General features: G+C 47.0%; 23 protein-coding genes. 10 read left to right on the forward strand and 13 right to left on the reverse strand.

What is annotated here, in order from left to right:
- The first annotated feature begins 19 nt into the window (after positions 1-19).
- On the forward strand, positions 20-1021 hold the full coding sequence (locus BM184_RS03495; RefSeq protein WP_086941471.1) for an AraC family transcriptional regulator: 1002 nt from the start codon (positions 20-22) through the stop codon (positions 1019-1021).
- 114 nt (positions 1022-1135) lie between these two features.
- On the opposite strand, the gene BM184_RS03500 is transcribed toward BM184_RS03495, so the two are convergent.
- The 7 genes from BM184_RS03500 to BM184_RS03530 all read right to left on the reverse strand — a co-directional run bounded on the left by BM184_RS03500 (position 1136) and on the right by BM184_RS03530 (position 5806).
- Entirely contained in the window at positions 1136-1918 is a 783-nt protein-coding gene (locus BM184_RS03500; protein WP_086941472.1) for an AraC family transcriptional regulator, read from the reverse strand.
- Positions 1919-1941: 23 nt separating this feature from the next.
- The gene (locus BM184_RS03505; protein WP_086941473.1) at positions 1942-2517 is read right to left on the reverse strand and encodes a LysE family translocator; all 576 of its coding nucleotides are present in this window, start codon (positions 2515-2517) and stop codon (positions 1942-1944) included.
- Between the two features lie 183 nt (positions 2518-2700).
- On the reverse strand, positions 2701-3477 hold the full coding sequence (locus BM184_RS03510; RefSeq protein WP_086941474.1) for a SagB/ThcOx family dehydrogenase: 777 nt from the start codon (positions 3475-3477) through the stop codon (positions 2701-2703).
- A gap of 106 nt (positions 3478-3583) precedes the next feature.
- Positions 3584-3799, reverse strand: coding sequence for a helix-turn-helix domain-containing protein (locus BM184_RS03515; protein WP_086941475.1), 216 nt, complete (start codon positions 3797-3799; stop codon positions 3584-3586).
- 10 nt (positions 3800-3809) lie between these two features.
- The gene (locus BM184_RS03520) at positions 3810-4289 is read right to left on the reverse strand and encodes a DUF2975 domain-containing protein (RefSeq protein ID WP_086941476.1); all 480 of its coding nucleotides are present in this window, start codon (positions 4287-4289) and stop codon (positions 3810-3812) included.
- 275 nt (positions 4290-4564) lie between these two features.
- Positions 4565-5401 carry a Cof-type HAD-IIB family hydrolase gene (locus tag BM184_RS03525; protein WP_086941477.1) on the reverse strand — a complete coding sequence of 279 codons (837 nt, stop codon included), beginning with the start codon at positions 5399-5401 and terminating at the stop codon, positions 4565-4567.
- A 21-nt stretch (positions 5402-5422) separates the two neighbouring features.
- Entirely contained in the window at positions 5423-5806 is a 384-nt protein-coding gene (locus BM184_RS03530) for a VOC family protein (protein ID WP_086941478.1), read from the reverse strand.
- 190 nt (positions 5807-5996) lie between these two features.
- Here BM184_RS03530 and BM184_RS03535 point away from each other — a divergent pair, with 190 nt between their 5' ends.
- Entirely contained in the window at positions 5997-6911 is a 915-nt protein-coding gene (locus tag BM184_RS03535; RefSeq protein WP_218150976.1) for a LysR family transcriptional regulator, read from the forward strand.
- Positions 6912-6993: 82 nt separating this feature from the next.
- Positions 6994-7935: an NmrA family NAD(P)-binding protein gene (locus BM184_RS03540; protein WP_086941479.1), complete on the forward strand. Its 942-nt coding sequence runs from the start codon at positions 6994-6996 to the stop codon at positions 7933-7935.
- 95 nt (positions 7936-8030) lie between these two features.
- Here BM184_RS03540 and BM184_RS03545 read toward each other — a convergent pair whose 3' ends face one another.
- Positions 8031-8915: a hypothetical protein gene (locus BM184_RS03545; RefSeq protein WP_086941480.1), complete on the reverse strand. Its 885-nt coding sequence runs from the start codon at positions 8913-8915 to the stop codon at positions 8031-8033.
- A gap of 111 nt (positions 8916-9026) precedes the next feature.
- Positions 9027-10982, reverse strand: coding sequence for an NAD(+) synthase (locus BM184_RS03550; protein ID WP_086941481.1), 1956 nt, complete (start codon positions 10980-10982; stop codon positions 9027-9029).
- 366 nt (positions 10983-11348) lie between these two features.
- Between BM184_RS03550 and BM184_RS15490 the strand changes: the two genes are divergently transcribed.
- Entirely contained in the window at positions 11349-11477 is a 129-nt protein-coding gene (locus BM184_RS15490; protein WP_256213019.1) for a hypothetical protein, read from the forward strand.
- A gap of 112 nt (positions 11478-11589) precedes the next feature.
- Here the strand turns inward: BM184_RS15490 and BM184_RS03560 are convergent, their stop codons facing one another.
- Positions 11590-11967, reverse strand: coding sequence for a hypothetical protein (locus tag BM184_RS03560; RefSeq protein WP_086941482.1), 378 nt, complete (start codon positions 11965-11967; stop codon positions 11590-11592).
- Between the two features lie 10 nt (positions 11968-11977).
- On the reverse strand, positions 11978-13105 hold the full coding sequence (locus tag BM184_RS03565; RefSeq protein ID WP_086941483.1) for a hypothetical protein: 1128 nt from the start codon (positions 13103-13105) through the stop codon (positions 11978-11980).
- Positions 13106-13445: 340 nt separating this feature from the next.
- Here BM184_RS03565 and BM184_RS03570 point away from each other — a divergent pair, with 340 nt between their 5' ends.
- Positions 13446-15170, forward strand: a complete 1725-nt coding sequence (locus BM184_RS03570; protein ID WP_086941484.1) for an ABC transporter ATP-binding protein — start codon at positions 13446-13448, stop codon at positions 15168-15170.
- A 301-nt stretch (positions 15171-15471) separates the two neighbouring features.
- Here BM184_RS03570 and BM184_RS03575 read toward each other — a convergent pair whose 3' ends face one another.
- Entirely contained in the window at positions 15472-17013 is a 1542-nt protein-coding gene (locus BM184_RS03575) for a flavocytochrome c (protein ID WP_086941485.1), read from the reverse strand.
- 242 nt (positions 17014-17255) lie between these two features.
- The gene (locus BM184_RS03580; protein ID WP_086941486.1) at positions 17256-18029 is read right to left on the reverse strand and encodes an ABC transporter ATP-binding protein; all 774 of its coding nucleotides are present in this window, start codon (positions 18027-18029) and stop codon (positions 17256-17258) included.
- A 173-nt stretch (positions 18030-18202) separates the two neighbouring features.
- Here BM184_RS03580 and BM184_RS03585 point away from each other — a divergent pair, with 173 nt between their 5' ends.
- From BM184_RS03585 to ilvA, 5 genes are all read left to right on the forward strand, one after another.
- Entirely contained in the window at positions 18203-19072 is an 870-nt protein-coding gene (locus BM184_RS03585) for a patatin-like phospholipase family protein (RefSeq protein ID WP_086941487.1), read from the forward strand.
- A gap of 357 nt (positions 19073-19429) precedes the next feature.
- A complete protein-coding gene (gene ilvB, locus BM184_RS03590; protein ID WP_086941488.1) occupies positions 19430-21130 on the forward strand; it encodes a biosynthetic-type acetolactate synthase large subunit in 1701 nt (566 codons plus the stop codon).
- A gap of 4 nt (positions 21131-21134) precedes the next feature.
- Positions 21135-21395 carry an acetolactate synthase small subunit gene (ilvN, locus tag BM184_RS03595; RefSeq protein ID WP_086941489.1) on the forward strand — a complete coding sequence of 87 codons (261 nt, stop codon included), beginning with the start codon at positions 21135-21137 and terminating at the stop codon, positions 21393-21395.
- 89 nt (positions 21396-21484) lie between these two features.
- Positions 21485-22480, forward strand: a complete 996-nt coding sequence (gene ilvC / locus BM184_RS03600) for a ketol-acid reductoisomerase (protein WP_086941490.1) — start codon at positions 21485-21487, stop codon at positions 22478-22480.
- Positions 22481-22563: 83 nt separating this feature from the next.
- Positions 22564-23826 carry a threonine ammonia-lyase IlvA gene (gene ilvA / locus BM184_RS03605; RefSeq protein ID WP_086941491.1) on the forward strand — a complete coding sequence of 421 codons (1263 nt, stop codon included), beginning with the start codon at positions 22564-22566 and terminating at the stop codon, positions 23824-23826.
- The last annotated feature ends 43 nt before the right edge of the window (positions 23827-23869 follow it).

Below are 23869 nucleotides of genomic sequence, written 5' to 3' on the forward strand. Positions count from 1 at the left end.
ATTTTTAGGTGGTGTAAACGTGAACTTTATCGAACTAGATTCCTATTTGCGCAAACACAGCGCCAGCGAGGAACGTTATATGAAAGAACCTGTGTTGTCGGAATGGTTTAAGGATGACAATAAGGTGCTTGTTGATGGCCGCTATGTGTTTCATTTCTCCAAACCGTTTATGTCGGTCTCCTCAAATCAGGATTATTTCGTCAATAAACACTCGCGCTTCATCCATGTCCCTGAACATATCCACGGGTATATCGAACTTAATTTTGTGTATAGCGGGCAATGCCGGCAGTCGATAAACAACAAAGATGTCCTTCTTAAAAAGGGGGATATTGTTCTCATCGATACGGAAATCCCCCATTCCATTGCGAAGACTGGCGAGGATGATATCATCATCAACCTCCTAATCTATCAGAATTTCTTTTCCAAGTGTCTTTCCCAGATTGCCGCAACCGAAAGTTATCTATCTCAGTTCCTCTTGCAAGCCATTTCCGATTCGCAGAAGCATAACCAGTATTTGATATTCCGCAATACGAATACGGAAAAAATTTCGCTGCTGTTTCAGCAGTTATTGTGCGAAGTCTATGAACCGGGCATTGGCACGAAAGAAATGAAGGACCTCTACATCCAGTTGATTTTTTTGGAACTGATCCGCTCGTTTTCGGTGGAAGTCAACGGTACGGAATTGGAGACGCAGCAGACGAAATTGGCCTTGGATATATTGGGGTACATCGAGGCGCATTACGAGACCTGTTCTCTGGGCGAGACCGCCGCTCATTTTGGGTATAATGCTTCCTACTTCAGTCATATGATCCGGAAGACCACTGGCATGAGCTTCAAGGAGCTAATCCTGAACAAGCGGATAGAAAACAGTCGCATCCAGTTGATCCACTCATCCAAATCGGTAAGGGACGTCGCACTGGATTGCGGGTTCACCAATCTCAATCATTATTATAAGCTTTTTCAGGAGCATTTCGGAATGACGCCGTCTAAATACCGTAAAGCGAATCAGATTAGCGAATAATTTGTTGCTCGAAACACAGCGTTGTTGGGAATATGTACCTGATTTTTGGACACGCATCAAAAAGAGGTGTTGATGAATTTTACTTCATCAACACCTCTTTTTATAGTATCTTTTTCATTTCCCATTCAGATGCGTCAGGTATTCATATGCAGTGATCCCAAACACACTCTTGAAGTGTTTATTCAGATGGGTCAAGTCGACGAAGCCGCATTCGGCTACAGCGGCATAGACATCCCTTTTGGTTTCGATCAGCTGCTTTGCGTGCTCGATCTTGCAGTTGAGGAAATATTGGTAAGGCGTTATGCCGGTTTGGGCTTTGAACATTCGGATGAACTGGAATTTCGATAGTTGCAGTTCGCTGCAGATGTCATCCAGCTTCAGCAATTGATCCGGATTGGCATGCAGCATATCCTTCGCTGTGTTGATGCGCACATTATCCTTTTTGTGATCGGCGGGTTCGGTTGTTTCGGTAAGGCTGTCCGTCAGCGACAGGAGCATTTCATTGCACAAAGCCTCATCTTTCTTGAGAAAAATGGCGTCGGAAAGCATCAGGATTTTCTTTTCAAGGGCTGGGTCATAGACAACGGGCTCAGAAAAGCGGACCATTTCATTTTTCCCACGTACATCCATGAGCAACGCCGGGTCGATGTAAAGCATGACATATTCCAGTCCTTGGGCATCGTGGGCCATGCCGTTGTGGACCTGCTCGGGATTAAAAAGCATAATCCCGTTCTTATGGGACAATTGCACGTTGCCGTCCAGACTGTATTCCTGGATGCCGCGCAAGGTGACGCCGATTGCATACTCCCGGTGCGAGTGCATCTTATAGGAGAAATCGGTCATTTTTGCCGATAAAGCAGTAATCCCAGCCGCTTTTCTGTAAATAAACTTGTCCATTCAACCACCCCACAATCGCTGACTTATTTGTTGATGATTACCGCAGCATAAACCAAAAATAACGCCATCGCTACATTTACGGCCTTTTTGTGCTTCTGCAGGAAGTCTCTGAACAGTGTACCAAAAAGCACCCAGGTAAGAAAAGCCAGAAATCCGATTATGGTTATTAAAATGACGCTGATCATTAAGGCAGACATATCGGTATAGTACGGCATCACAAAACTAGGGATGACCGTCATCGTGAACAGGACCACTTTCGGATTTATGAACTGCATGGCGAACCCCGACCAGAAGCTGCCTGTTTGGTTGTCCATCGGTTTGGATACATCCATTTTGTAGACTTGATACGCCAGATAGAGCATGTACAGACTGCCGATCAGCTGCATGACGACCAGAATTTTCGGGATGATTGTCACGAGCAGCGAATTCAACAGTACAGACAGAAGCAACAAGATTCCGAATGCTACTGTAGCGCCATATGTGTACTGCATCGCCTTTTTGGTGCCGAAATTATGCGTGGTGGATAGGATGACGATGTTCGTCGGCCCGGGCGAGAAAGTGACGATAAAACAATAGAGGATTAATGATGCGATGTTCATGAAACGAGCCCCTTTCCGAAATTGATTGATGCCATCAGTTTATACTGTTTTGAAAAAGGGATATAGTACATTATTGCGCGGGAATTACCCGGGGACGGTTAGTGCTGCAATAAGGGCTTTGAACATCTGCCCACAAAAAAAGAAACCCCAATGAATAGAGTTTCTTCCTGATGCTATGATGATTTATCTGCGTTCTTTCTTCTCCACTTTCTTGCCGACAGCCGCCAGGAAGATCGTGAATTCATCTTCGCCGTCCAAATGCAGCAGTTCATCGACCATGTCCTGGTCGTAGATGCCCAATGCGCAAGTGCCGGCATCGATCGATTCGCTCGTCAGGTACAAGTTTTCCATGACCGCACCGATGTCGATCAGGATTTTTTTGTGCGCGGTGATGTCGTATTTCCACTCGGAGCGGTAAGGGATGCAGCTCCAAGAGAAGATGACCGACGCGCGTTTGGCGAAATTCGGCACAAATGGCTGATCGAGCGTCATTTTATCGACTTGCTCGTCGATGTCGTTGACTTCGCTCAGGTACAACAGTTTGTGGCAATCCGCCAAATAACGGTATACGCCCTTCTTCAAGCCATCCACATTGAGGATGAACAGATAGGTCTCAAACGAATGTGTCCCGCCGCTGCACGGGACCGTGCGGAAAGTGATGCCCGATCTGTTGGTGCCCGTGATGGCTTGAGTGCTCCACAACAGGTAGGAAAGTTCATCCAGCGTGAGCGCATCCTTCGCATAGTGACGCACACTTCTTCTTTCCTTGATGATTTCGTAGATGTTTTCCTTCTTAACGACTCCGCCATCGACGGCAGGCAAGTCCACGATTTCCGCATCGGCATCGTAAGCTTTCACGTTGGGTGGCTGCGGAATCCCTTTCTGTTTATCCGTTTCGATTGCGCTGAATGTTTTGAAATCCGACTTCAGAAAATTGCGTTGTTCCTCATATCTAGGCATGGTAAACCTCCATTTTTTCTACTATTTTACCACGCATTGTGAATGTTCGCACTATTACAGACTAAGGGTTTCCCCTGTATTTTTAGGTCATGTCGGCGCAGAACCGCTATTCCTCTTCCTCGTCTCGGTATTCCAGAATGTCGCCGGGCTGGCAGTCCAATGCCTTGCAGATGGCTTCCAGGGTCGAGAAGCGGATCGCCTTCGCTTTTCCGGTTTTCAGTATGGACAGATTCGCCATTGTGATGCCGACGTGTTGCGACAGTTCGGTGACGCTCATTTTGCGTTTTGCCAACATGACGTCTATATTGATGATTATTGCCATTTTTCGCACCTCATATCGTATAGTCGTTTTCTTGCTTGATTGCGATCGCATTTTGCAGGAGTTTCTGAAGGACAGCGGCAAAGACCGCAATCACCATGCAGGCGAAAATGATGATCAGGCCGATCAGGACGAGGCCGGGAGCGTCATCCATATCACCCATCATAAAAATGAGCGGCATGAACAGGATGAACAGCCCTCCGATCGCAGCCGCACAGAGTTTGATGTTCTTCAGGACTTGCACCGTCAAATCGGAAAAAGCCAAGTCCTTATCGATGTAGCCCAGCAGTTTAAAGACTTGGTACAAGGCGACGAAATAGATGCCAGCAGATGCGTACAATCCAATCATGAATGGATATTGCAAATAAGTAAGGCTTGGGACCAGTTCGACCAGGAAAGCCGCAATTTCCGGGATAATAAAAATGCAGAGCGCCACTACCGGAAGTCCCATCAGAACGACGACCGTCTTCAAAAAGAATGTTTCTCGTTTCATGTCTACAACACCTCGTTTAGATTTGTTACTGTTAGTTTAGTCTTTTGTTTATCGTTTTACAATAAATATTTATTCTTTTAAAAAATTCTTAACTAGTGTGCTCCACCGCTGCGGACGCGAATTACCGGTTAGGAAGTCCTCACCGGTAATTCCGATTTCATTTGGCGGATAATACCCGGTGAAGCGCTCCTCACCGGGTATTATATCTCTGCAGCAAAAAAAGCCAGACCATCCAAAGTTAAGGATGCGGTCTGGCTTTTCGGTATATTCTGTTATCACAAATATCTCTCAAGCATATGGGCGATGCCGTCTTCGTTGTTGGACAAGGTGATTTCGTTCGCGCTCGCTTTCAGCGCGTCGATCGCATTGCCCATCGCAATACCTACACCTGCGTAGGCGACGATGGAAGCATCGTTCTGACCGTCCCCGAATGAGATGACCTGCTCAGCATTGATCCCCAATGGCTGCAGGGCTTTGTCCAATGCATAGGCTTTATCGATGCCTTTATCGGCAATCTCGAAATAGAAAGGCGCCGAGAAAAAGCCGTTTATCCGTCCTTCGAACGGTCGCATGATTGCTTGCCAGTGCTGCGCCAAGTAATCCGGTTCGCCCGCGATCAAAATCTTATGCAGGGGGAAATCGACAAAGTCCGCCAGATGCTCCACTTCGCATAGTTTAAAGTCTCCGCTGCGGGACTCGTACTCGATGATGTTCCGCAAGCCGTGCGGCGGTGCGGTGATCATGCAATCATACACGTTATTCACATACATGTAATCCTTATGCGCGATCATCGGTTTGACATCGAATTGTTCCAAGTGCGTCAGTAGCGCTGCGCCTATTTCTTCGGAAATGCTTTGGCTGAAAAGCATCTCATCCGTTGCACAATCTGTCACACAAGCCCCGTTATTGGAAAGGAGCAAGCCATGATAGTGTTCCATCTTTAGTTCTTTTGAGAATTTCAGCATCGCCGGCAAGGGCCTACCCGATGCCAACACAAGTTTCACGCCGGCTTCTTGAGCCCGCAATAATGATTCTCTCGTCTTTGGCGTGATTACTTTCTGGTCATTCAGTAATGTGCCGTCGATGTCCAGCACAATCGCTTTGATTGCCATTCCATTCACCTCATGCTTTCTCTATATCGTAATTTCGATTCTGTTTCCTTCCGGATCGCCGATGACGGATTCATAATAGCCGTCGCCGGTTACTCTGCACGGGCTCAACAGGGGATAGCCGGCATCCACCAGTTTTTGCGTCAAAGCATCCACTATGTCTTTGCTGCCGACCGAGATGGCCAGATGCGCAAAGCCCAATATTTCATTTCTATGGGAGCCTTTGATTACATCTTCGCGATGCATGATCTCCAATCTGGCACCATCCGCGAAGGATAAGAAATAGGATTGGAATCCTGATTTCTGATTGTAGTACTTTTCACCCGCTGTGGCCTTGAAGTAATCACAGTAAAATTCTTTCATCTTTTCCAAATCCGCAGTCCAAAGACCTATATGTTCTATTTTCATTTGAATACCTCCTCGATAACTAACGTTAGTATATGCCATCCATCCAAAAATGACAGACGAAACGTTTAGGTTGAAACAAAGTTGTCTATACACTTCCATCCAGCCTAGAATTGGTGAAACAATCCTGTCAAAATCTCTGATTGCCTCTTGATAGCAGGATATGGTACTTTACAGACAGAAGTATTTTTGATTGGAGGCGAATCGCATCAACATCGAAAAAATCAAATACTACATTGACCTGGTGGAATGCCGCAGCTTCACGGAAACTGCCAAGCGGAACTATGTGTCGCAGACCACCATCAGCCAGACGGTCGCTACTTTGGAGGAGACGTTCCAGATCCGGTTGATCAACCGCAAAAAGACGCCAATCGAGCCGACGGAAGCCGGCCAGCTTTTCTACGATGAAGCTTTGGTGCTTTGGAAACAATACCAAAGCATGCAGCAGAAAATGCGCAATTTTCAGGCCAATCAGCGGGAAACCTTGTCGATCGAATATTCAGCCATGACGGATATCCAGACGCTCCTTTCCGTCATCCCGGCTTTCCGGAAAGAAAATCCGCTGGTCGAACTGAATCTGAATAAGGTGCTGTTGAAGAACATTTCCGATTATCTCGTAAAAGGCATCTATGATGTGGCCATCGCTTTCGATTCCGAATTCGAAGGCAAAAAGGACATCATGACTGTGCCTTTGTATGCCGGTAAATACCAGGCCGTCGTCAGTGCAGGCCATCCCTTGTTCGACAAAATGTCGGTTACCCTTGCTGAACTGTATCAGCACCCGCTCGTCATGCTGGACCCTTCCGTCATCGGCGCATCCTACGATTTGATGGTGCAGCATGCCCAAAAAGACGGTTATCAGCCCCAGATTGCCAAAACAGTGGACGATGTCGAAACCGAATTGTTCGCAATCCGGACCGAAAACCTGATCGGCTTCTTTCCGGACAACTACAATCTGAATTACCCGTCCGACGAAATCCGCATGATTCCGATCGAAGGCTCCTTCCATACATTCGTGATTGCCTTGGGATATTTATCCGTCAATGCAAAGCCAGGCATCCAAGCTCTGATCCGTTCCATCAAAGCGCATTATTCGATTTCCGGATAACCCATTCGCTTTTTGCATTGGAGTTTGCTCTTTGTTTCACATATCATGAAGATAGTTAAAACAGACAGGAGACGATACACATATGGGTAAATTATTGTTGACAGGCGTTGACGGAAACCTTGGAAATCAGGCGGCTGAATACCTTTTGAATTTAGTCGAAAAAGACCAACTGATTTTCTGTGCATACAGCGAGGCTGCTCTGAAAAAATATGCGGACCTAGGCATTGAAACACATGTAACAAACTTCAACCACAAAGATGTCTTGACTGAAGCTTTCGCAAACGCCGATAAAGTTGCGCTGATTTCGATGCCTTTCGTAGGGGCAAAACGCCAAAACGCGCATAAAAATGTGGTGGATGCCGCCAAAGAAGCCGGCGTTCAGCAGATCATCTACACATCATTGGTCAATGCGGCTGATGAATCCAACCCGAGCATCGAAAAAATCGACCACATCTTCACAGAGGACTACATCAATGAAGTCGGAATGGATCATATTTTCCTGCGCAACTCCCAATACGCTGAAGCCATGGTCACCAACTACTTCACCTTCGTGAAAATGGGCGGCGTCATGCAGAACAACCAGGCTGACGGGAAAATGGCCTACATTTCCCGCAAAGATTGCGCCAAAGCGGTTGCGCATGCATTGGCAACCGACAAATACCACGATGCGATCCTGAACATCAACGGACCCGAATTGATGACCATCACCGACTTCGTGAATTACGGCAACGAAGCAACCGGCAACAACGTCACTTATCAAGCCATCTCCGATGAAGAAAACTACGCCATTTTCGACGCGATGGGCGTTCCGAGAACGACGGACGGCGACTTCAAAAAAGACTCCGAAGCACCCTTCTCTTCTGAAGGCATGGTCACATTCGGAGAAGCGATCCGCCTGGGCAAGATGGACAACTTCACGGATGATTTCAAACTTCTGACAGGCGAAGAAGCCATCACAGTGAAATACATGTTTGATCACGCTGATGAGTTCCAAGTCGGCGAACGCCATTCGGAAGACAAATAATTCGAGAAAAGAACGTGGTTGCCTCGATGGCCCCACGTTCTTTTTTGTTTTTCATCCATAGAAAGAACATAGATTTACTAGTATCTCTGACTGCCTTATCGTTGCTCCACTATCCTCATGAACCGGATTTCGAAATAGGCGGCGAACACTGCTAAAACCACAAAAATGCCGATTTTTGTGATCAGGACCGGCAAAGGAATCGCTATTCCTGCCGCAACTTGGAACACCGACTGGACAGGCAACATTATCCCCATGCCCATGCAGATGATCAGCAAAATCGAAAGAAGCATATAGCCCAGTCCCTCCCTCTTGCGCAGGAGAGACAAACAGCTGAATGCCAGTGGGCTGATGATGCCCATGTCCAAAACATAGGTTGGTTCCGTAGTATAGACCTCGATCATCGCCAAGGCACGGCCGGCCAGCAAGGCGCTGATGATATCGGGCAGCCAGGCAATGAAAAGTGCGATACCCGTCACCGCCAGGAAAGCATAAATCCCCTTATATGGAAGTACGTTCGTGATGGACTTTTCCAACTCTGAATAATCCATGCCGCTCATCGCAATGATCAAGGCAAAGAGCGATGATGAAAAAAGGGCGATATACACCAAGTGGAGAGAATTATAGGTCACGCCAAACGCAATGTTTGAAGCATAGTAGAGGAATAGCGCTATCACGGAGGCCAGTAGGATTCGTCGCTTCACAGTCTTCTTTTTCAAGTCCAGCAGCGTTGCTGCAGCCAGCATCGGTACCCCCACCACAAGAATGGTTAAGTCGGTCCCTTTGAAGATGGGTACCCTGAAAAAGGAATCGTGGGCATAGATGCCATCCCCGTACATTTTGACGCTATCGCCATACTGGTTGATGATGTCGAAAGGCGCTCCGCCTGTTGTATAGAAAAGCCCCGTGGCAGTAGCCACCACACTTAAAATGATGATCAAGAATGAGAGGATATGAAGAACGTTAACATTATTATTTTTCATCGGATTCACTGATTTCCTTTCCAATAATTCTGCTTATAGAATAGGTTTCAGCCTTTCGCGTCTTCTTTGTATCTCCGGATCCAGAGACGGCCAGCATAGTCTCCCATTATGTTACACCATCCGCTCCAATTCACTCAGCCAAAGTTCATAGCTGGCATCACTCGGCATGCGCCAATCACCTCGGGGGGAAAGACTGACCGAACCTACTTTCACCCCGTCCGGCATGCAGGAGCGTTTGAATTGTTGGGTGAAGAAACGTTTGTAGAACACCCGGAGTTGATTGATGATCGTTTGCCTATCGCTGTCCTCAAAGGCGTGCTCAGCCAAGAAAATGATCTTGGCGGGGCTGAAGCCGAACCGCAGGACATAGTAAAGGAAAAAGTCGTGCAGATCATAGGAGCCTATAACCTTTTCCGTCATCTGCTGGATATTCCCGGTCTCATCCAGCGGAAGCAATTCGGGACTGATCGGCGTATTGAGGATATCTTCCAGTACCTTTTTGATATTGGGCTCAGCCGATTCCGCAAACCATGCTACTAAGTATTTAACCAAGGTCTTTGGTATGCTGGCGTTGACGCCATACATGCTCATATGATCGCCATTATACGTGCACCAACCCAATGCCAACTCCGACAAATCGCCTGTACCGACCACCAGTCCTGCCTCCTGGTTGGCGATATCCATTAAAATTTGGGTCCGCTCCCTCGCTTGGAGATTCTCGTAGGTGATATCCTTTTCATTTGGATCATGGCCGATATCCTCCATGTGCTGGATGCAGGCGTCCCGGATAGATATGTCTTTAGTCGTGATCCCCAACGCCTGCATCAGTGATGCGGCATTAGCGTAGGTGCGATTGGATGTCCCGAATCCCGGCATGGTGACCCCGATGATATCTTTGGCTGGGCGCTGAAGCTGCTTATACGCATGATAGGTCACCAGAAGGGCTAAGGTGGAATCGAGGCCACCGGAAATCCCCAACACCGCCTTCTTGATGCCTGTCTTATTCAAACGTTGGGCCAATCCAGTTGCTTGAATGGTGAATATGTCGGAACACGACTGCTCACGAGTCTGTTTTTCTGCCGGGACAAAAGGTTTAGGGTCAACCTTGCGGCGGAAGTCAGTCGTTTCATTTTCCGCTTCCGGAGCTGCTGCCGCGTGATGTAGCTGGAAAATGACGGTTTGATAGTCATGGCGTTCCACATTGCCCATAAAGGAATTGATTTTTCTGCGGTCATTCATGAGACGCTCGATATCGATATCCTGGATGAGCAGGGTTTCCTGTAGGTTCATCCTGTCCTCTTGCAGCAAGGTTCCGTTTTCTGCGATGATGGCATGCCCGCCAAAAACCAGATCGGTGGTAGACTCGCTGGATCCAGACGAGGCGTATAGATATGCTGCGATACATTTCGCGGACTGCCCTGCCACCAGACTTTTTCGGTAGGCTGCCTTGCCCACCACTTCATTGCTGGCCGATAGGTTGAGGAGCAGGTTGGCCCCGTTCAGCGCATGGTTGGAACTGGGTGGAATCGGAACCCATAGATCTTCGCAAATTTCCACACCGATCACCAACTCCGAACCGGTATCTTTGAACAACAGATTCTCGCAAAACGGGACCTCTTGCCCGCAGAGGCTGATTTTGTCGGAAATGCGGTGAACGGATGAAGAAAACCAACGTTTCTCATAAAATTCATTGTAGTTAGGGATAAAGGTTTTGGGGACGATACCTAATATTCTGCCTTTGAAGAAAACGACCGCGCAATTGAACAGTTGATTGTCTGCCCGCACAGGCATCCCTGCCGCAATCACCATTTCAAGAGAATTTGTCCCCTGCAGCAATTCCGTCAACTCTTTCTCGGCCGCCTCCAGCAACAGACGCTGATGGAACAAATCCCCGCTGCTGTACCCCGTGATACTGAGTTCAGGGAACAGAAGCACGTTGACCTTTTGAGAAGCGGCTTTAATGCTTAAATCCAATATTTGCCGACAATTGAACGTTGGATCCGCAACCTGAAGTTTTGGAACGGCTACTCCTGCCCGGATAAAACCGAGCTCGTTTAACGTAATCACAAATAATCCACTCCTTTTCCGAAAGAAACCCGCAAATCAACAAGCGCTTTCATTTGTAAGTCACAGCCACACAAACGACATCAAGTACTGTTGCGGCCATTCCATATTATTTTCTTCTTGGCACAGTTTGGACGATCTGACGGATTTCAACACCTTTTTACTTTTCCTCTTTGCTCAAATTGTATCACACCGAAAGAGTCAACCGTTACTGCATCGCCCGACATTTTCCGCTTTACGAATCCAAGAGAACTACGCCATCTTTGACGCGATGGGCGTGCTGAGAACGGCAGAAGGCGAATTCAAAAAAAAGATTCCGGGGCACCCTTCTCATCTGAAGGAATAGTCACAATCGGAGAAGCGATTCGCTTGGGCAAGATGCACAACTTTACGGATGACATCAAACAACTGACCGGAGAAGAAGCCATCACAGTGAAATACATGTTCGAGCATGCTGATGAGTTCCAAGTCGGCGAGCGCCATTCGGAAGATAACTAAATCCAACAACTGAAAATGAACGCCACCTCAAATTTGGGGTGACGTTCATTTTTAGTTTGCCATCCAGAGAATCTATCTGGAAATAGTTGAATGTTTGCTTTGCAGTATAAACTTACCTGAATGGCTTTCCTGTGATTTTAGAGATGGCCTGTCGGAATTTTCCCCATTGCTCAGGGTAACAGTTGCTTCCATGTTTAGTGATTGTATGGTCATCCATCACTAAATCTACTTGCCATTGTGTCCCATCGAGGGTACCCGGATCTACGTATTCCTCTTCCCAATTCAACAATTCTAATGTTTCCAGCTGTTCAAGGAATTTTTTTGCAGTGGCTGAGCGAATATTTCTATGAACTGTTTCTTCGAGTTCGCCTTCGCCGCCAGTAGTCCAACTGACCAAATTATGCTCCAAATCTACTTCAACTTGGTAATAACCACCAAAGTAGCCTCCTATATGTGCTTCAATCTTTTTAATTTTTTCGTACTGTCTCATATGCATATCCTTATTGTGCACGGAAGTAGAAAGCTGCCGAATAATTTTCATCATAGGAAATCAGGAAATTGTCTCCCATCGGAGCGTATTTCACGACTCGGCCTGAAGCCTCTGCGCCTGGGAAAAGATCAGTGTAGCCAAATTCATTCCCATCCAAAGTACCATAAGTATCTTGGGCAATTTCGCTGCCTGAAGAGGAAATGATGTCGAAAGCCGGTGATGTTGTATAAGGAGTGTCTTGATTCCCGTCCAACAATTTCATCGTTACATCAAAAATGACCCATTCCATGCCTTCAGGAGGTGCTTCATTGAATTGATTTTCAGCCATTAGGGTGTCCAAGGCAGCCTGACCTTTTGTGATGCCGTTGATCTGAAGGGAAATGGTTCCTTCATAGTTCTCCGTCCAATCCTCATTGGAATACTCAACCGGAATTTCAATGGCTTGACCTAAAGGCACTGGATTGCTTCTTTTTCCGGCTGCAGAGGACTCGATAGTAGAATCTTCTGTGCTGGTTTCATCGACTGGCTCGGTTTCCTCAAAAGCGCCCTCCAGTTCGGTGCTGAGTGACATAAAGCCCGACATGACCACATCCATCATTTCATCAGTAATTTCCGTGATATACCACTCGTTGTCCTGCTTTACTAAATCGATTTTCAAAGTGGCTTCTTTGAACGTTTCCGAAATGATCTCTGCCTGTTCCTTCATCGTATCAGCAAACATCTGATTCGTTTCCTCTTCGGTCATTTCCGTACCACTGAATGCCAAAGGTAACATTTTCATGAATGCGGAACTGATTGTTGCTTTAATCAATGGTGCACCATCAACATATTTCGCGTTCATAGTCACGACCGCTTTGTCACCGTCAATTTCACTTCCGGTTACTTCATAAGTCATTTTCTCAGCGTTGGTTTTGAAATATTCCAGTAGATATTCATTCGATTCATCGGTCAGCAGTTCTTCCGGATCCGTCACTTCTTCCTCATTCGTAGAAAGGACTGCAGCTGCCATAGCTTCGGTATCAAGTTGTTGCCCGGCCGTGAAAAACTCCTCTACCGTTGATTCAGGTTTTGCGCCACTACAGCCGGCTAATAAAGCTAGTGACAGCATCGATACTGCGATTGTTCTCCATTTTCTCATTCTCTTACTCCTCCAATTTTCGAATTGTGATCCTAAGCATCCTTCTATATAAACACCTACGGATTACCCAATTGATTAAGCAAATGTTTCTGTGCCTGTAGTATCGCCCATTGATTGAGTCCTGCATCTTATACACTGAATATCAATTACCGAGCATTCTGGAGTACGCCAATCAAGGAATATTTATTTTAATATAATTGTACCACTATACGGATGTTATTCAACATTATTAAAGGAAACTTCTGCCCAGAAGACATTCATAACTTAAAGAAGCGTATCAATACCTCATTCCATCGATCTGTGTTATAACTATATTTGAATGATTTTAGAGGAGGTACTCATGCTTAAACGTTTTTTCGGCTATTATAAACCCTACAAGCATCTGTTTATGCTTGATTTTTGTTGTGCTATTTTGGCGGCTATGCTGGAACTTTCTTTTCCGGTCGTCGTCAACAGCGTCATTGATTCCATTTTGCCTTCCGGTAATTGGAATCTGATCCTCTTGGTTTCGTTGGGCCTATTGGTGTTGTACATCGTAAATACGGCGATGCAGTATGTCGTCGTCTATTTCGGGCACGTACTCGGGGTCAACATCGAGACCGATATGCGCCGGGAACTTTACAGCCATATGCAGAAGCAGCCTTTCAGTTACTATGATGATCAGCAGACCGGCAAATTGATGGCGCGGCTGACGACAGATCTGTTCGAGATTTCGGAAGTGGCGCATCACGGCCCTGAGGATATCTTCATCACCATCATCACTTTGTTGGGATCGTTTCTGTTGATGCTGCAGATCCATGTGCCGTTGGCGATCGCCACTTTCGTCATGATTCCCTTCATTACGATTGCGCTCATCTTTTTCAACAAGAAAATGACACGGATCAACACCCGCATTTTTGAGGATCTGGGAGAATTCAGCGCGGGGATTGAAGCTTCGGTCAGCGGAATCCGCGTTGTGCAGGCATTCGCAAACGAAACCTATGAAGCGAAACGATTCGAAGGATTGAACCAAGCTTATCGCCGTTCCAAAATGGCTTTCTACAAAATGATGGGCATCAGTTCTTCCTATAACTATTTGCTGATTCGGCTGATCAACTTGTTTGCGCTGTTCTTCGGCGCCTACTACACGATCCAGGGTCAGCTTTCCTACGGCGAGTTCGTCGGTTTCATCCTCTTGTCCAACATCTTTGTGCGTCCGATCGAAAAGGTGAACACGATGATCGAAAGTTATCCGAAAGGAATCGCCGGCTTCAGGCGCTTCACCGAAGAGTTGGACCGGACACCGGAAATTCTGGATAAACCTGGTGCCATCGAAGTGACCCATCTTAATGGCGACATCGTCTACAACCAAGTGTCGTTCGGCTACGACGGTTCCAAAAAAGTGTTGGATGGGATCAATCTGAAGATAAGTGCCGGAGAGACAGTCGCTTTCGTCGGTCCAAGTGGCGCCGGGAAAACGACCTTATGCAACCTCCTTCCCCGCTTTTACGAAGCAACGGAAGGAACGATAACTGTCGACGGCATCAACATCCAGGATCTGACACTGCGCTCCTTGCGCAACCAAATCGGCGTCGTGCAGCAGGATGTCTTCCTCTTCCCGGGGACCGTCAGGGAAAACATCGCCTACGGGAAATTGGATGCTACAGATGGCGAAATCGCTCAAGCAGCCCGGATGGCCAATCTCGACAAGGTCATCGCCGAGATGCCCCATGGATTCGACACAATGATCGGGGAACGCGGCGTCAAATTGTCCGGCGGTCAAAAACAACGCCTTTCGATTGCGCGGATGTTCCTGAAAAACCCTCCGATCCTGATTTTGGATGAGGCGACTTCCGCATTGGATACCGAGACCGAGCAAGTCATCCAGGAATCTTTGGATAACTTGTCGAAAGGTCGGACGACATTGATCATCGCGCACCGTTTGACGACCATCAAGCATGCTGATCGGATCATCGTCGTCGATGAACAAGGGATTTCCGAACAAGGCTCGCACAAGGAGTTGCTGGCTCAGGACGGAACCTACCGTCGTCTGTATGAAGCCCAGTTTTTGGGGATCGACCAGTAGTGGTACAACTCCTTCTACTTGGGAATTGAATTTATACCAAGAAATAACCCGTCAAAACCTCTTTGGCGGGGAAAATCAGTCAAAATCCCAGTCATAAAACCCGCCAAAACGACCTTGGCGGGGAAAAATGTCCGCGGACTACACGAGATTCTCCGCAAAAACCATTTTGGCGGGGAATTACGCTCATGATCATGAACTCGAACCGCAGGCCAGAAAATCAGACACTCACACGACCAAACCAAAAACAAGAACGGCAACCCAGCGATTGGGTTGCCGTTCTTGTTTGTTATCAGTGATTCATTTATTCCTTAGATTGGACGTAGCTGGCGGATTGTACCCCTGCTTGGCGTCCGAATACGATGATGTCGGCTACAGCATTGCCGCCGATACGGTTGCTACCGTGTACGCCTCCAGTAACTTCGCCGGCAGCATAAAGACCTTCGATGACGGTGTCTTCTGTGCTGATGACTTGTGCGTTGGAGTTGATTTTCAATCCGCCCATTGTGTGGTGGATACCAGGCGCGATTTGGATTGCGTAGTATGGTGCAGTAGCTAATGGGTTGTTCAGGGCTGTCTGACGGTTGAATGCGCCATCCACTTGGGAAGCGACCGTTTCATTCCATGAAGTCAACGTTTGTGCCAAGGTTGCGCCGTCCATTCCCAATTGACCAGCCAAAGCTTCGATTGTTTCATCCGACTGGACAAAGCCTTTTTCGATGTACGTGTTGACTGCTTTCACGCGGTCCTTCACGCCAGCATCAAAAATCAGGTAAGCATAGCCTTCTTCTAAAGCGTTGATCGCTGCCGAAACGTTATCGCGGGTTTCCATTTCATTGACGAAACGTTCGCCTTGTTGATTCACAAGGATCGCGCCTTCTCCGCGGATCGCTTCAGTGATCAGATAAGAAGATTCCTGATGCACGGTCGGGTGGATCTGAATTTGATCCATGTCTACTACAGCGGCTCCGATGGCTTGCGCCATTTTGATGCCGTCGCCTGTCGAACCTGGTTGGTTGGTGGTGACATAACCCTCAAGTTGCGGTGCAAGCTCTGTGACCATCTCCAAGTCGGCACCGAATCCGCCGGTTGCGATGATGACTGCATCGGATGAAACGGTGATTTCGCCTTCGTTGTTGAAGTCGACTTTGACGCCACTTGCTTTATCGTCAGTCACAACGACTTCTTTCACTTCCGAATTCACGAACAACGGAATTTCGCGTTCCATGACATTCGCGTATAAACCTTTGACCAAGTATTGACCGACAGCAGACCCGTCAGATGGACGATGCGTGCGGTTCACGCTCATTCCGCCGGTAACGGTGATGTTGTTCAAGGTGATTCCCATTGTATCTAACCAATCGATGGCGGATGCTGAATTGTCGACAAGATAATGCAATAATTCAGGATCATTCGTATTTTTCCCGCCAGCTAATGTTTCGTTGTAGAATAATTCATTTGAGTCTGTGATGCCTTGTTCCGCTTGGAATTTCGTTGCGGATGCATTCATGCCTGCGGAAGACTTCATTGTATTCCCGCCGTGCACTGGCATTTTTTCGAAGATGACCGGATTCAGACCGGCATCCTTCGCTGAAATAGCTGCTGTCATGCCGGCGCCACCGGAACCGATGATGATGACATCATAACTATCTTTCAGTTCTTCCGGGTCCGTATAGGTAACCTCTGATGCACCTGTCACAGCCTCCACTGATTCAGAACTTGCAGCAATCGATTCCTCCCTTTCAACAGCAACACTTGAGTCTGCTGCATTATCCGTGTTCGCTCCACAACCGGATAACAACACAAACATACTTAAAGCAGAAAATAAGCCAATTCTCTTCTTCATTTTTACTCCCCCTTTTCTTCTACTTACTTTTATATTGTATTTTTATTATCATGATTTGTACAGTGATATTTTTATAAATAAGGCTTTCTAATAAGATTCTTATTAATGATCAAAATGATTCTTTGGATAATTTGATATTTTATGCACAATCTTTCCCGTTATATAAAGGGGTCTTAAAAAACAGCAGCGAAACCGACAGGAAGATACTTGGTTTCGCTGCTGCATGTGATTTTCGGGCTGCTTCATTTCGGAAAGACCGCTAGCCTGTTCTTGGACATCCTGATAGTCTGAACCGGTTTTCCGTAAAAATCATTCAGGACTTCCTCTTTCAGCAAGTCGCTTGTTTTGCCTGTCTTATGGATGGAACCGTCCTTCAGCAGCATCAGTTTCTTGAAGCAAGGCAGGATTTCCTCGGTATGGTGGCTGACATAGATCATCGTCGGCCCTTCAGGTTCATCGGCAATCCGCTGGATATCCTCCAGAAGTTTCTCTTTTGCGAACAGGTCTAGGCCATTGCAGGGCTCATCCAAAATCAAAATTTCCGGTTCGGCCATCAGAGCGCGGGCGATCAAAATAATCTGCTGTTGCCCTTGGGATAGGATGCCGTAGCGAAACCCGATCAATTCTTTTCCGCCGCATTTGATCAACAGATCCAGCGCCTGTTGCTTTTCGGCTTCAGTCGGGATGGTCCAGACACCGATTGAAGCGAATTTGCCGCTCAACACGATGTGCTCGGCGATGTCATTGGGATTCAGCTGTTGCTGCAGCGCCGAGCTGACCCAGCCTATCCGTTTGCGCAACTCGGGGATTGCCGTCTGCCCGAAAGTCTCGCCCAACACGACCAGTTTGCCGCTGCTTGGCCACAGATAGCCGTTCAGGAGCTGCAGCAAGGTTGTCTTGCCGGATCCGTTCAAGCCGAGTATAGCCCAATGCTCGCCTTTTTTGGCGTGCCAATTGATGTCGTTCAAAATTTTCCGTTTTTCGCGAATGACGTTCACGTGGTCGAATCTGATCATTCCATCACCCCATCTATAGTTTTGTGGTCATTAGGTATCTTTACTGCGAATATACCACATTTGCCCCATCCGGAAAAGGCTTTCGCCAGCTCACACCTCACACAACAAATAATGAGAAAAGCATCGCATCACACCGCAATGTCATCTATACTATAGAGTGAGGTGGAAAATGTATGGAACAGAATAAAGAAAAAGTATCCTTAATCATAGAAGGAGGGGCTATGCGGGGCGTCTTTTGCGCAGGAGTCATCAGTACCTTGCTGCGTCAAGAAATCTATTTGGATTATGTCATCGGTGTCTCTTCCGGATCGGCCAATGGCGTCAATTATGTCAGCCGGGACCTAACTCGCACCAAAGCTTCATTTGTTGATATCGCCGCCAATCCGGCCTTTTCGGGAATGAAATATTTGCTAAACGGACAAGGTTATTTCAACACCAAATATATTTATGAGGATGCAATCACGACCGATATCCCCTTTCAATTCGAGTCATTCAAGCAAAATCCAACTTCCATGAAAATCGTTGTGACGGATATGGCAACCGCGAAACCCGTTTATTTCGATAAAGAAGACATCATTACCAGTGAAGAATTGGCGCTCAAAATCAGGGCTTCTTCGACTGTGCCGTTGCTGATGCCCCCTACCCAAATCAATGGTAAATACTATCTGGACGGCGGCATCGTCGACTCGCTTCCGATCGAAAAAGCGATCGTAGACGGCAACCGAAAGCACGTGATCCTTCTGACGCGCCCCCGCGGCTACATCAAAGAAAAGCAGCGTTTCAATGCCATTATCCGGCGGCATCTGCGGGCCTATCCCGAAGTCATAGCGGCTATCGAACAGCGGCACATCGCCTACAACCGATCGATGGCCCTGATTGAGCAGTTGGAAAAGGAAAACAAGGCTTTTGTGATCGCCCCCGATCAGCTCGCCATCGGCAGGATGGAGCGGAACGTGCAGCGTCTGGATGCCTATTATCAGTATGCAGAACGCGCCGCGGAAAGGCAGCTGTCCGGGTTGTATGGATTTTTGTCAAGCCGCTGATGCGCACAAAAAAATTGGCCGGCACGTTCATTTTGGCCAATTATTAGAAATAAGTGAAAATAATATGAAAATTACCGTTGACACTCTCATGTAAATCTTATATGATTATATCAATCACTTAAGCAATAACAAATCCATATAGAAATCAGGTATCCCATATGAAAACGATGAATCCACTAAACATTATTATCGTCTTAATGATCTAGGAGTTAAACACTGTAGAAATATTACAGATTGTTTAAGTCCTATTTGTGGTAATCAAATGGGATGAAGCATCCCATCATTAATTGATGAGGATGCTTTTTTTTATCCATATTGCGAACAGACATAGGAAAAACGAGAAATGGGGAGATTATAATGGAATCTGAAATGAAAACTAAAACAAAAAAAGGCGTAACCCTTCTTGTTGAAGCCTTGAAAAATGAAGGTGTTGAAGTTCTGTTTGGTTACCCTGGCGGCTCTGTTCTTCACATCTACGATGAATTCTACAAATCGGAATCGAATCACGTATTGACCAGACATGAACAAGGCGCTGTACACGCTGCTGACGGGTACGCCCGTGCTACCGGCAAACCTGGCGTCTGTATCGTTACAAGCGGCCCCGGCGCGACAAATGCTTTGACCGGAATCGCGACCGCTCAAATGGATTCCATTCCATTGATTGTGATCACTGGCCAAGTAGCTGAAGAAGGCATCGGAAAAGATGCTTTCCAGGAAACGGACATGATCGGCATGACGACACCGGTGACGAAATACAATTATCAAATCCGTAATGCCAAAGATATTCCGCGCATCATCCATGAAGCTTTCTATCTTGCAAATACAGGCCGAAAAGGACCAGTTGTCATTGATATTCCAAAAAATATCGGCGTCCAGGAAGTCGCTTACGAGGATTACACCCAACCAGGCAGGAATCTGCCGGGGTACAAGCCAGAATGTCTGCCTGTGCCGGAACAGATTGCAAAAGTGAACGAAGCGATCGCAGCCAGCAAGAAACCGATCATTTTGGCAGGTAATGGCGTAATCCATGCGCAAGCCGAGAAAGAGCTGTTGGCTTTTGCGGAATACTACCATATTCCCGTTGTAAACACGTTGTTGGGACTGGGTAACTTCCCTATCAAACATGAACTGGCATTGGGCATGGGCGGTATGCATGGCTCCTACGCCTCGAATATGGCTTTGATGGAATGCGACTTGCTGCTGAACTTCGGATCCCGCTTCGATGACCGTGTCGCCAGCGATCCAAAGAATTTTGCGCCTGAGGCTGTCATTGTCCACGTCGACATCGATAATGCCGAAATCGATAAAATCATGCACACTGATATTCCGGTATTGTCTGATGCCAGGTTGGCATTGATGATGCTGAATGACACCAGATTGGCAGAAGTACCTGACTACTCGGTTTGGTTAAGCCATGTCATGGACAATAAAAAGAAACACCCTTTCCATTACGAAAAATCCGATACGTTCATCAAACCGCAGCACGTAATCGAATATGTCGGTGAATTGACGAATGGCGAAGCCATCGTTGTCACGGATGTAGGCCAACACCAAATGTGGGCGGCTCAATATTATCCGTTTACGTACGGCAAGCAATTGCTGACAAGCGGCGGCTTGGGTACGATGGGCTTCGGCATTCCGGCAGCGATCGGTGCGCAAATGGCTTATCCTGAAAAAACGGTTGTCTGCTTCGTCGGTGACGGAGGCTTCCAGATGACCAACCAGGAATTGGCGATCCTGCATGCCAACCGCTTGAATGTGAAGTATTTCATTCTGAACAATGAAGTGCTGGGCATGGTTCACCAATGGCAACATCTGTCATACAACGGTCGTTTTTCCCATTCGGAAATTCCGGATTCCCCTGATTTCGTCAAACTCGCTGATGCATACGGCATCACAGCTGCGAGGGTTTCCGATCCGGATAAGGTGGATGCAGCGATCCAGACAGCTTTGAACTATCCTGGTCCTTATGTCCTGGATGTCCTGATTTCCAAAGACGAATTGGTATTCCCGATGGTTGCTCCTGGACGACCAAATAATGAAATGAAAGGTGTGTAGGACGATGCTAAGATTAATCCAAACCAAAGTCGTGAATAAACCCGGTGTGTTGAACCGCATCACACAGGTCATCCTGAAGCCGCAACACAATATCGATACCTTGACGCTGACAGGTACGGAGGATTACGACATATCCTTAATCACAGTCGGCATCAACTTCGATACATTGGAAGCAGCTGAACTGTTGACGAAACAATTGGAAAAACAAGTCGACGTCATCAGCGCTACCGACATCACCGAAAAACGTTTAGGCCTCAGAGCTTAAACCCAGCCACCCGCATTACCCTACTTACCGAATCAAATTGCTTATAAAAAGCATTGAGAATATAAAAAAACTAAGGAGGTCATTTCAATATGACTAAAGTATACTACGATCAAGACGTAACAGTAAAAGCACTAGAGGGCAAAAAAATCGCCGTTATCGGATATGGTTCTCAAGGACATGCACATTCACAAAACCTACGCGACAACGGTAATGATGTCATCATCGGAATCCGTGCAGGTAAATCTGCAGACAAAGCAAAAGAAGACGGATTCGAAGTATTCTCTGTTGCTGAAGCAACAAAACAAGCTGACGTAGTAATGATCCTTATCCCAGATGAGCAACAAGCTGACGTATATGCAGCTGAAATCGCTCCTAACTTAGAAGCTGGAAATGCCATCGCATTCGGCCACGGATTCAACATCCATTTCGGTACGATCACACCTGCTGCTGATATCGATGTATTCATGGTTGCTCCAAAAGGCCCAGGCCACATGGTTCGCCGTCAATTTGCTAAAGGATCGGCAGTTCCTGCTTTGTTCGCAGTCTTCCAAGATGCAACAGGCAACGCAAGAGATATCGCTATTGCTTGGGCACAAGGCGTCGGCGCAACACGCGTAGGCGTTTTGGAAACAACATTCAAAGAAGAAACTGAAACTGACTTGTTCGGTGAGCAAGCTGTATTGTGCGGCGGAACAACTCACTTGGTTCAAGCAGGTTTCGAAACATTGGTCGAAGCTGGCTACCAACCAGAAATCGCTTATTTCGAAGTATTGCACGAATTGAAATTGATCGTTGACTTGATGTATGAGGGCGGCATGGAAAAAATGCGCTACTCCATCTCAAACACAGCTGAATTCGGCGACTATGTTTCTGGACCACGCGTTATCACTCCAGATGTTAAAGACCGCATGAAGGACGTTCTGACTGATATCCAAACAGGCGCATTCGCTAAACGCTTCACTGACGATTACAAAGCTGGCTTCCCTGACTTCCACGCAATGCGCGCTAAGCAACAAGGCCACCAGATCGAAGCAGTCGGTGCTGAATTGCGTAAAATGATGCCTTTCGTGAATGAACAACAATAATGAATCAGATGTAGGTTGAGAGCATCCTTATTTTTAAGCCTTCTCTCTTCATCATTGTATTCAATAGATTAGGAGCAGATAGAATGACGGATGATTTAGTGAACAAAGAAGACGTGCTTAAAGCATACAAAGTACTGCGCAGCGTGGTCAAGCAGACACCCTTGCAGCATGATGCGTATCTATCGCAGAAGTATCATGCCAACATCTTTTTGAAGCGGGAGGACCTTCAGATCGTCCGCTCCTTCAAATTGAGGGGTGCTTATTATGCCATTTCGCAGCTGAGCGAAGCCGAAACTGAGACCGGGGTAACCTGCGCCTCAGCCGGCAACCATGCGCAAGGGGTAGCTTACACATGCAACCATTTGGGCATCAAAGCTACCATCTTCATGCCGTCGACAACCCCTTCCCAAAAAATAGACCAAGTCCGTTATTTCGGGAAAGAATTTGTTGAGATCAAACTGATCGGCGATACCTTCGACGAATCGAATGAAGCCGCCCATGTCTATGCGGATGAACACAATCTGACTTTCATTGAACCTTTCAATGATCGCAATGTGATCGCCGGGCAAGGCACTTTGGCAGTGGAAATCCACCAGGATCTCGTTGCCGAAGGAGAAACAGCTGACATGGTATTCGCGGCAATCGGAGGCGGCGGCTTGATTTCAGGCGTCAGCAGCTATATGAAGGAAGCCATGCCCGAGACAAAGATCATCGGCGTGGAATCCTTGGGCGCCCCAGGCATGAAGATTTCGCTTGATGCGAATAAAGTGACGACTTTGACTGATATTGATAAATTCTGTGATGGGACAGCCGTAGCGACTGTCGGTGATTTGACTTTCCGGCACTGCCAGCAAAATGTCGATGACATCCTGATTGTGCCGGAAGGACAAGTTTGCGGAACCATCATCGATTTATACACTAAACAAGCTATCGTAGCGGAACCATCCGGAGCACTCTCGGTTTCTGCCTTGGAGCAATACAAAGATGAAATCAAGGGCAAAACGGTCGTCTGCATCGTCAGCGGCGGAAATAATGATATCAACCGAATGGCTGAAATCGATGAACGCGCCCTTCTCTATCAAGGTCTGAAGCACTACTTCATCGTGAACTTCCCGCAGAGGGCCGGCGCGCTGAAAGAGTTCGTGAATGACATATTGGGCGGCAACGATGACATCACCAAGTTCGAATATACGAAAAAAGTCCATCGCAGCGAAGGACCGGTACTGATCGGAATCTTGTTGAAAAATAAGGACGATATCGAAGGTCTGCTCAGCAGGCTTGAAAAATTCGATCCGCATTACATTTCGGTGAACGAAAATTCTAAGCTGTATTCCTTCCTGATCTGATCCGGACCAATTCTATGAAGTAACTTAACAACTGACGCGAGCC

Source organism: Trichococcus pasteurii, assembly GCF_900112935.1.
Classification (GTDB): Bacteria; Bacillota; Bacilli; order Lactobacillales; family Aerococcaceae; genus Trichococcus; species Trichococcus pasteurii.

Excerpts from the sequence above, each read along its gene's own strand:
- ilvN (WP_086941489.1), top strand. The coding sequence starts at position 21,135 with ATGCTAAGATTAATCCAAACCAAAGTCGTGAATAAACCCGGTGTGTTG.
- BM184_RS03515 (WP_086941475.1), bottom strand. The coding sequence starts at position 3,799 with ATGGCAATAATCATCAATATAGACGTCATGTTGGCAAAACGCAAAATG.
- BM184_RS03505 (WP_086941473.1), bottom strand. The coding sequence starts at position 2,517 with ATGAACATCGCATCATTAATCCTCTATTGTTTTATCGTCACTTTCTCG.
- BM184_RS03580 (WP_086941486.1), bottom strand. The coding sequence starts at position 18,029 with ATGATCAGATTCGACCACGTGAACGTCATTCGCGAAAAACGGAAAATT.
- BM184_RS03510 (WP_086941474.1), bottom strand. The coding sequence starts at position 3,477 with ATGCCTAGATATGAGGAACAACGCAATTTTCTGAAGTCGGATTTCAAA.
- BM184_RS03525 (WP_086941477.1), bottom strand. The coding sequence starts at position 5,401 with ATGGCAATCAAAGCGATTGTGCTGGACATCGACGGCACATTACTGAAT.
- ilvB (WP_086941488.1), top strand. The coding sequence starts at position 19,430 with ATGGAATCTGAAATGAAAACTAAAACAAAAAAAGGCGTAACCCTTCTT.
- BM184_RS03540 (WP_086941479.1), top strand. The coding sequence starts at position 6,994 with ATGGGTAAATTATTGTTGACAGGCGTTGACGGAAACCTTGGAAATCAG.
- ilvA (WP_086941491.1), top strand. The coding sequence starts at position 22,564 with ATGACGGATGATTTAGTGAACAAAGAAGACGTGCTTAAAGCATACAAA.
- BM184_RS03545 (WP_086941480.1), bottom strand. The coding sequence starts at position 8,915 with ATGAAAAATAATAATGTTAACGTTCTTCATATCCTCTCATTCTTGATC.
- BM184_RS03500 (WP_086941472.1), bottom strand. The coding sequence starts at position 1,918 with ATGGACAAGTTTATTTACAGAAAAGCGGCTGGGATTACTGCTTTATCG.
- BM184_RS03530 (WP_086941478.1), bottom strand. The coding sequence starts at position 5,806 with ATGAAAATAGAACATATAGGTCTTTGGACTGCGGATTTGGAAAAGATG.
- ilvC (WP_086941490.1), top strand. The coding sequence starts at position 21,485 with ATGACTAAAGTATACTACGATCAAGACGTAACAGTAAAAGCACTAGAG.
- BM184_RS03585 (WP_086941487.1), top strand. The coding sequence starts at position 18,203 with ATGGAACAGAATAAAGAAAAAGTATCCTTAATCATAGAAGGAGGGGCT.
- BM184_RS03575 (WP_086941485.1), bottom strand. The coding sequence starts at position 17,013 with ATGAAGAAGAGAATTGGCTTATTTTCTGCTTTAAGTATGTTTGTGTTG.
- BM184_RS03565 (WP_086941483.1), bottom strand. The coding sequence starts at position 13,105 with ATGAGAAAATGGAGAACAATCGCAGTATCGATGCTGTCACTAGCTTTA.
- BM184_RS03520 (WP_086941476.1), bottom strand. The coding sequence starts at position 4,289 with ATGAAACGAGAAACATTCTTTTTGAAGACGGTCGTCGTTCTGATGGGA.
- BM184_RS03570 (WP_086941484.1), top strand. The coding sequence starts at position 13,446 with ATGCTTAAACGTTTTTTCGGCTATTATAAACCCTACAAGCATCTGTTT.
- BM184_RS03560 (WP_086941482.1), bottom strand. The coding sequence starts at position 11,967 with ATGAGACAGTACGAAAAAATTAAAAAGATTGAAGCACATATAGGAGGC.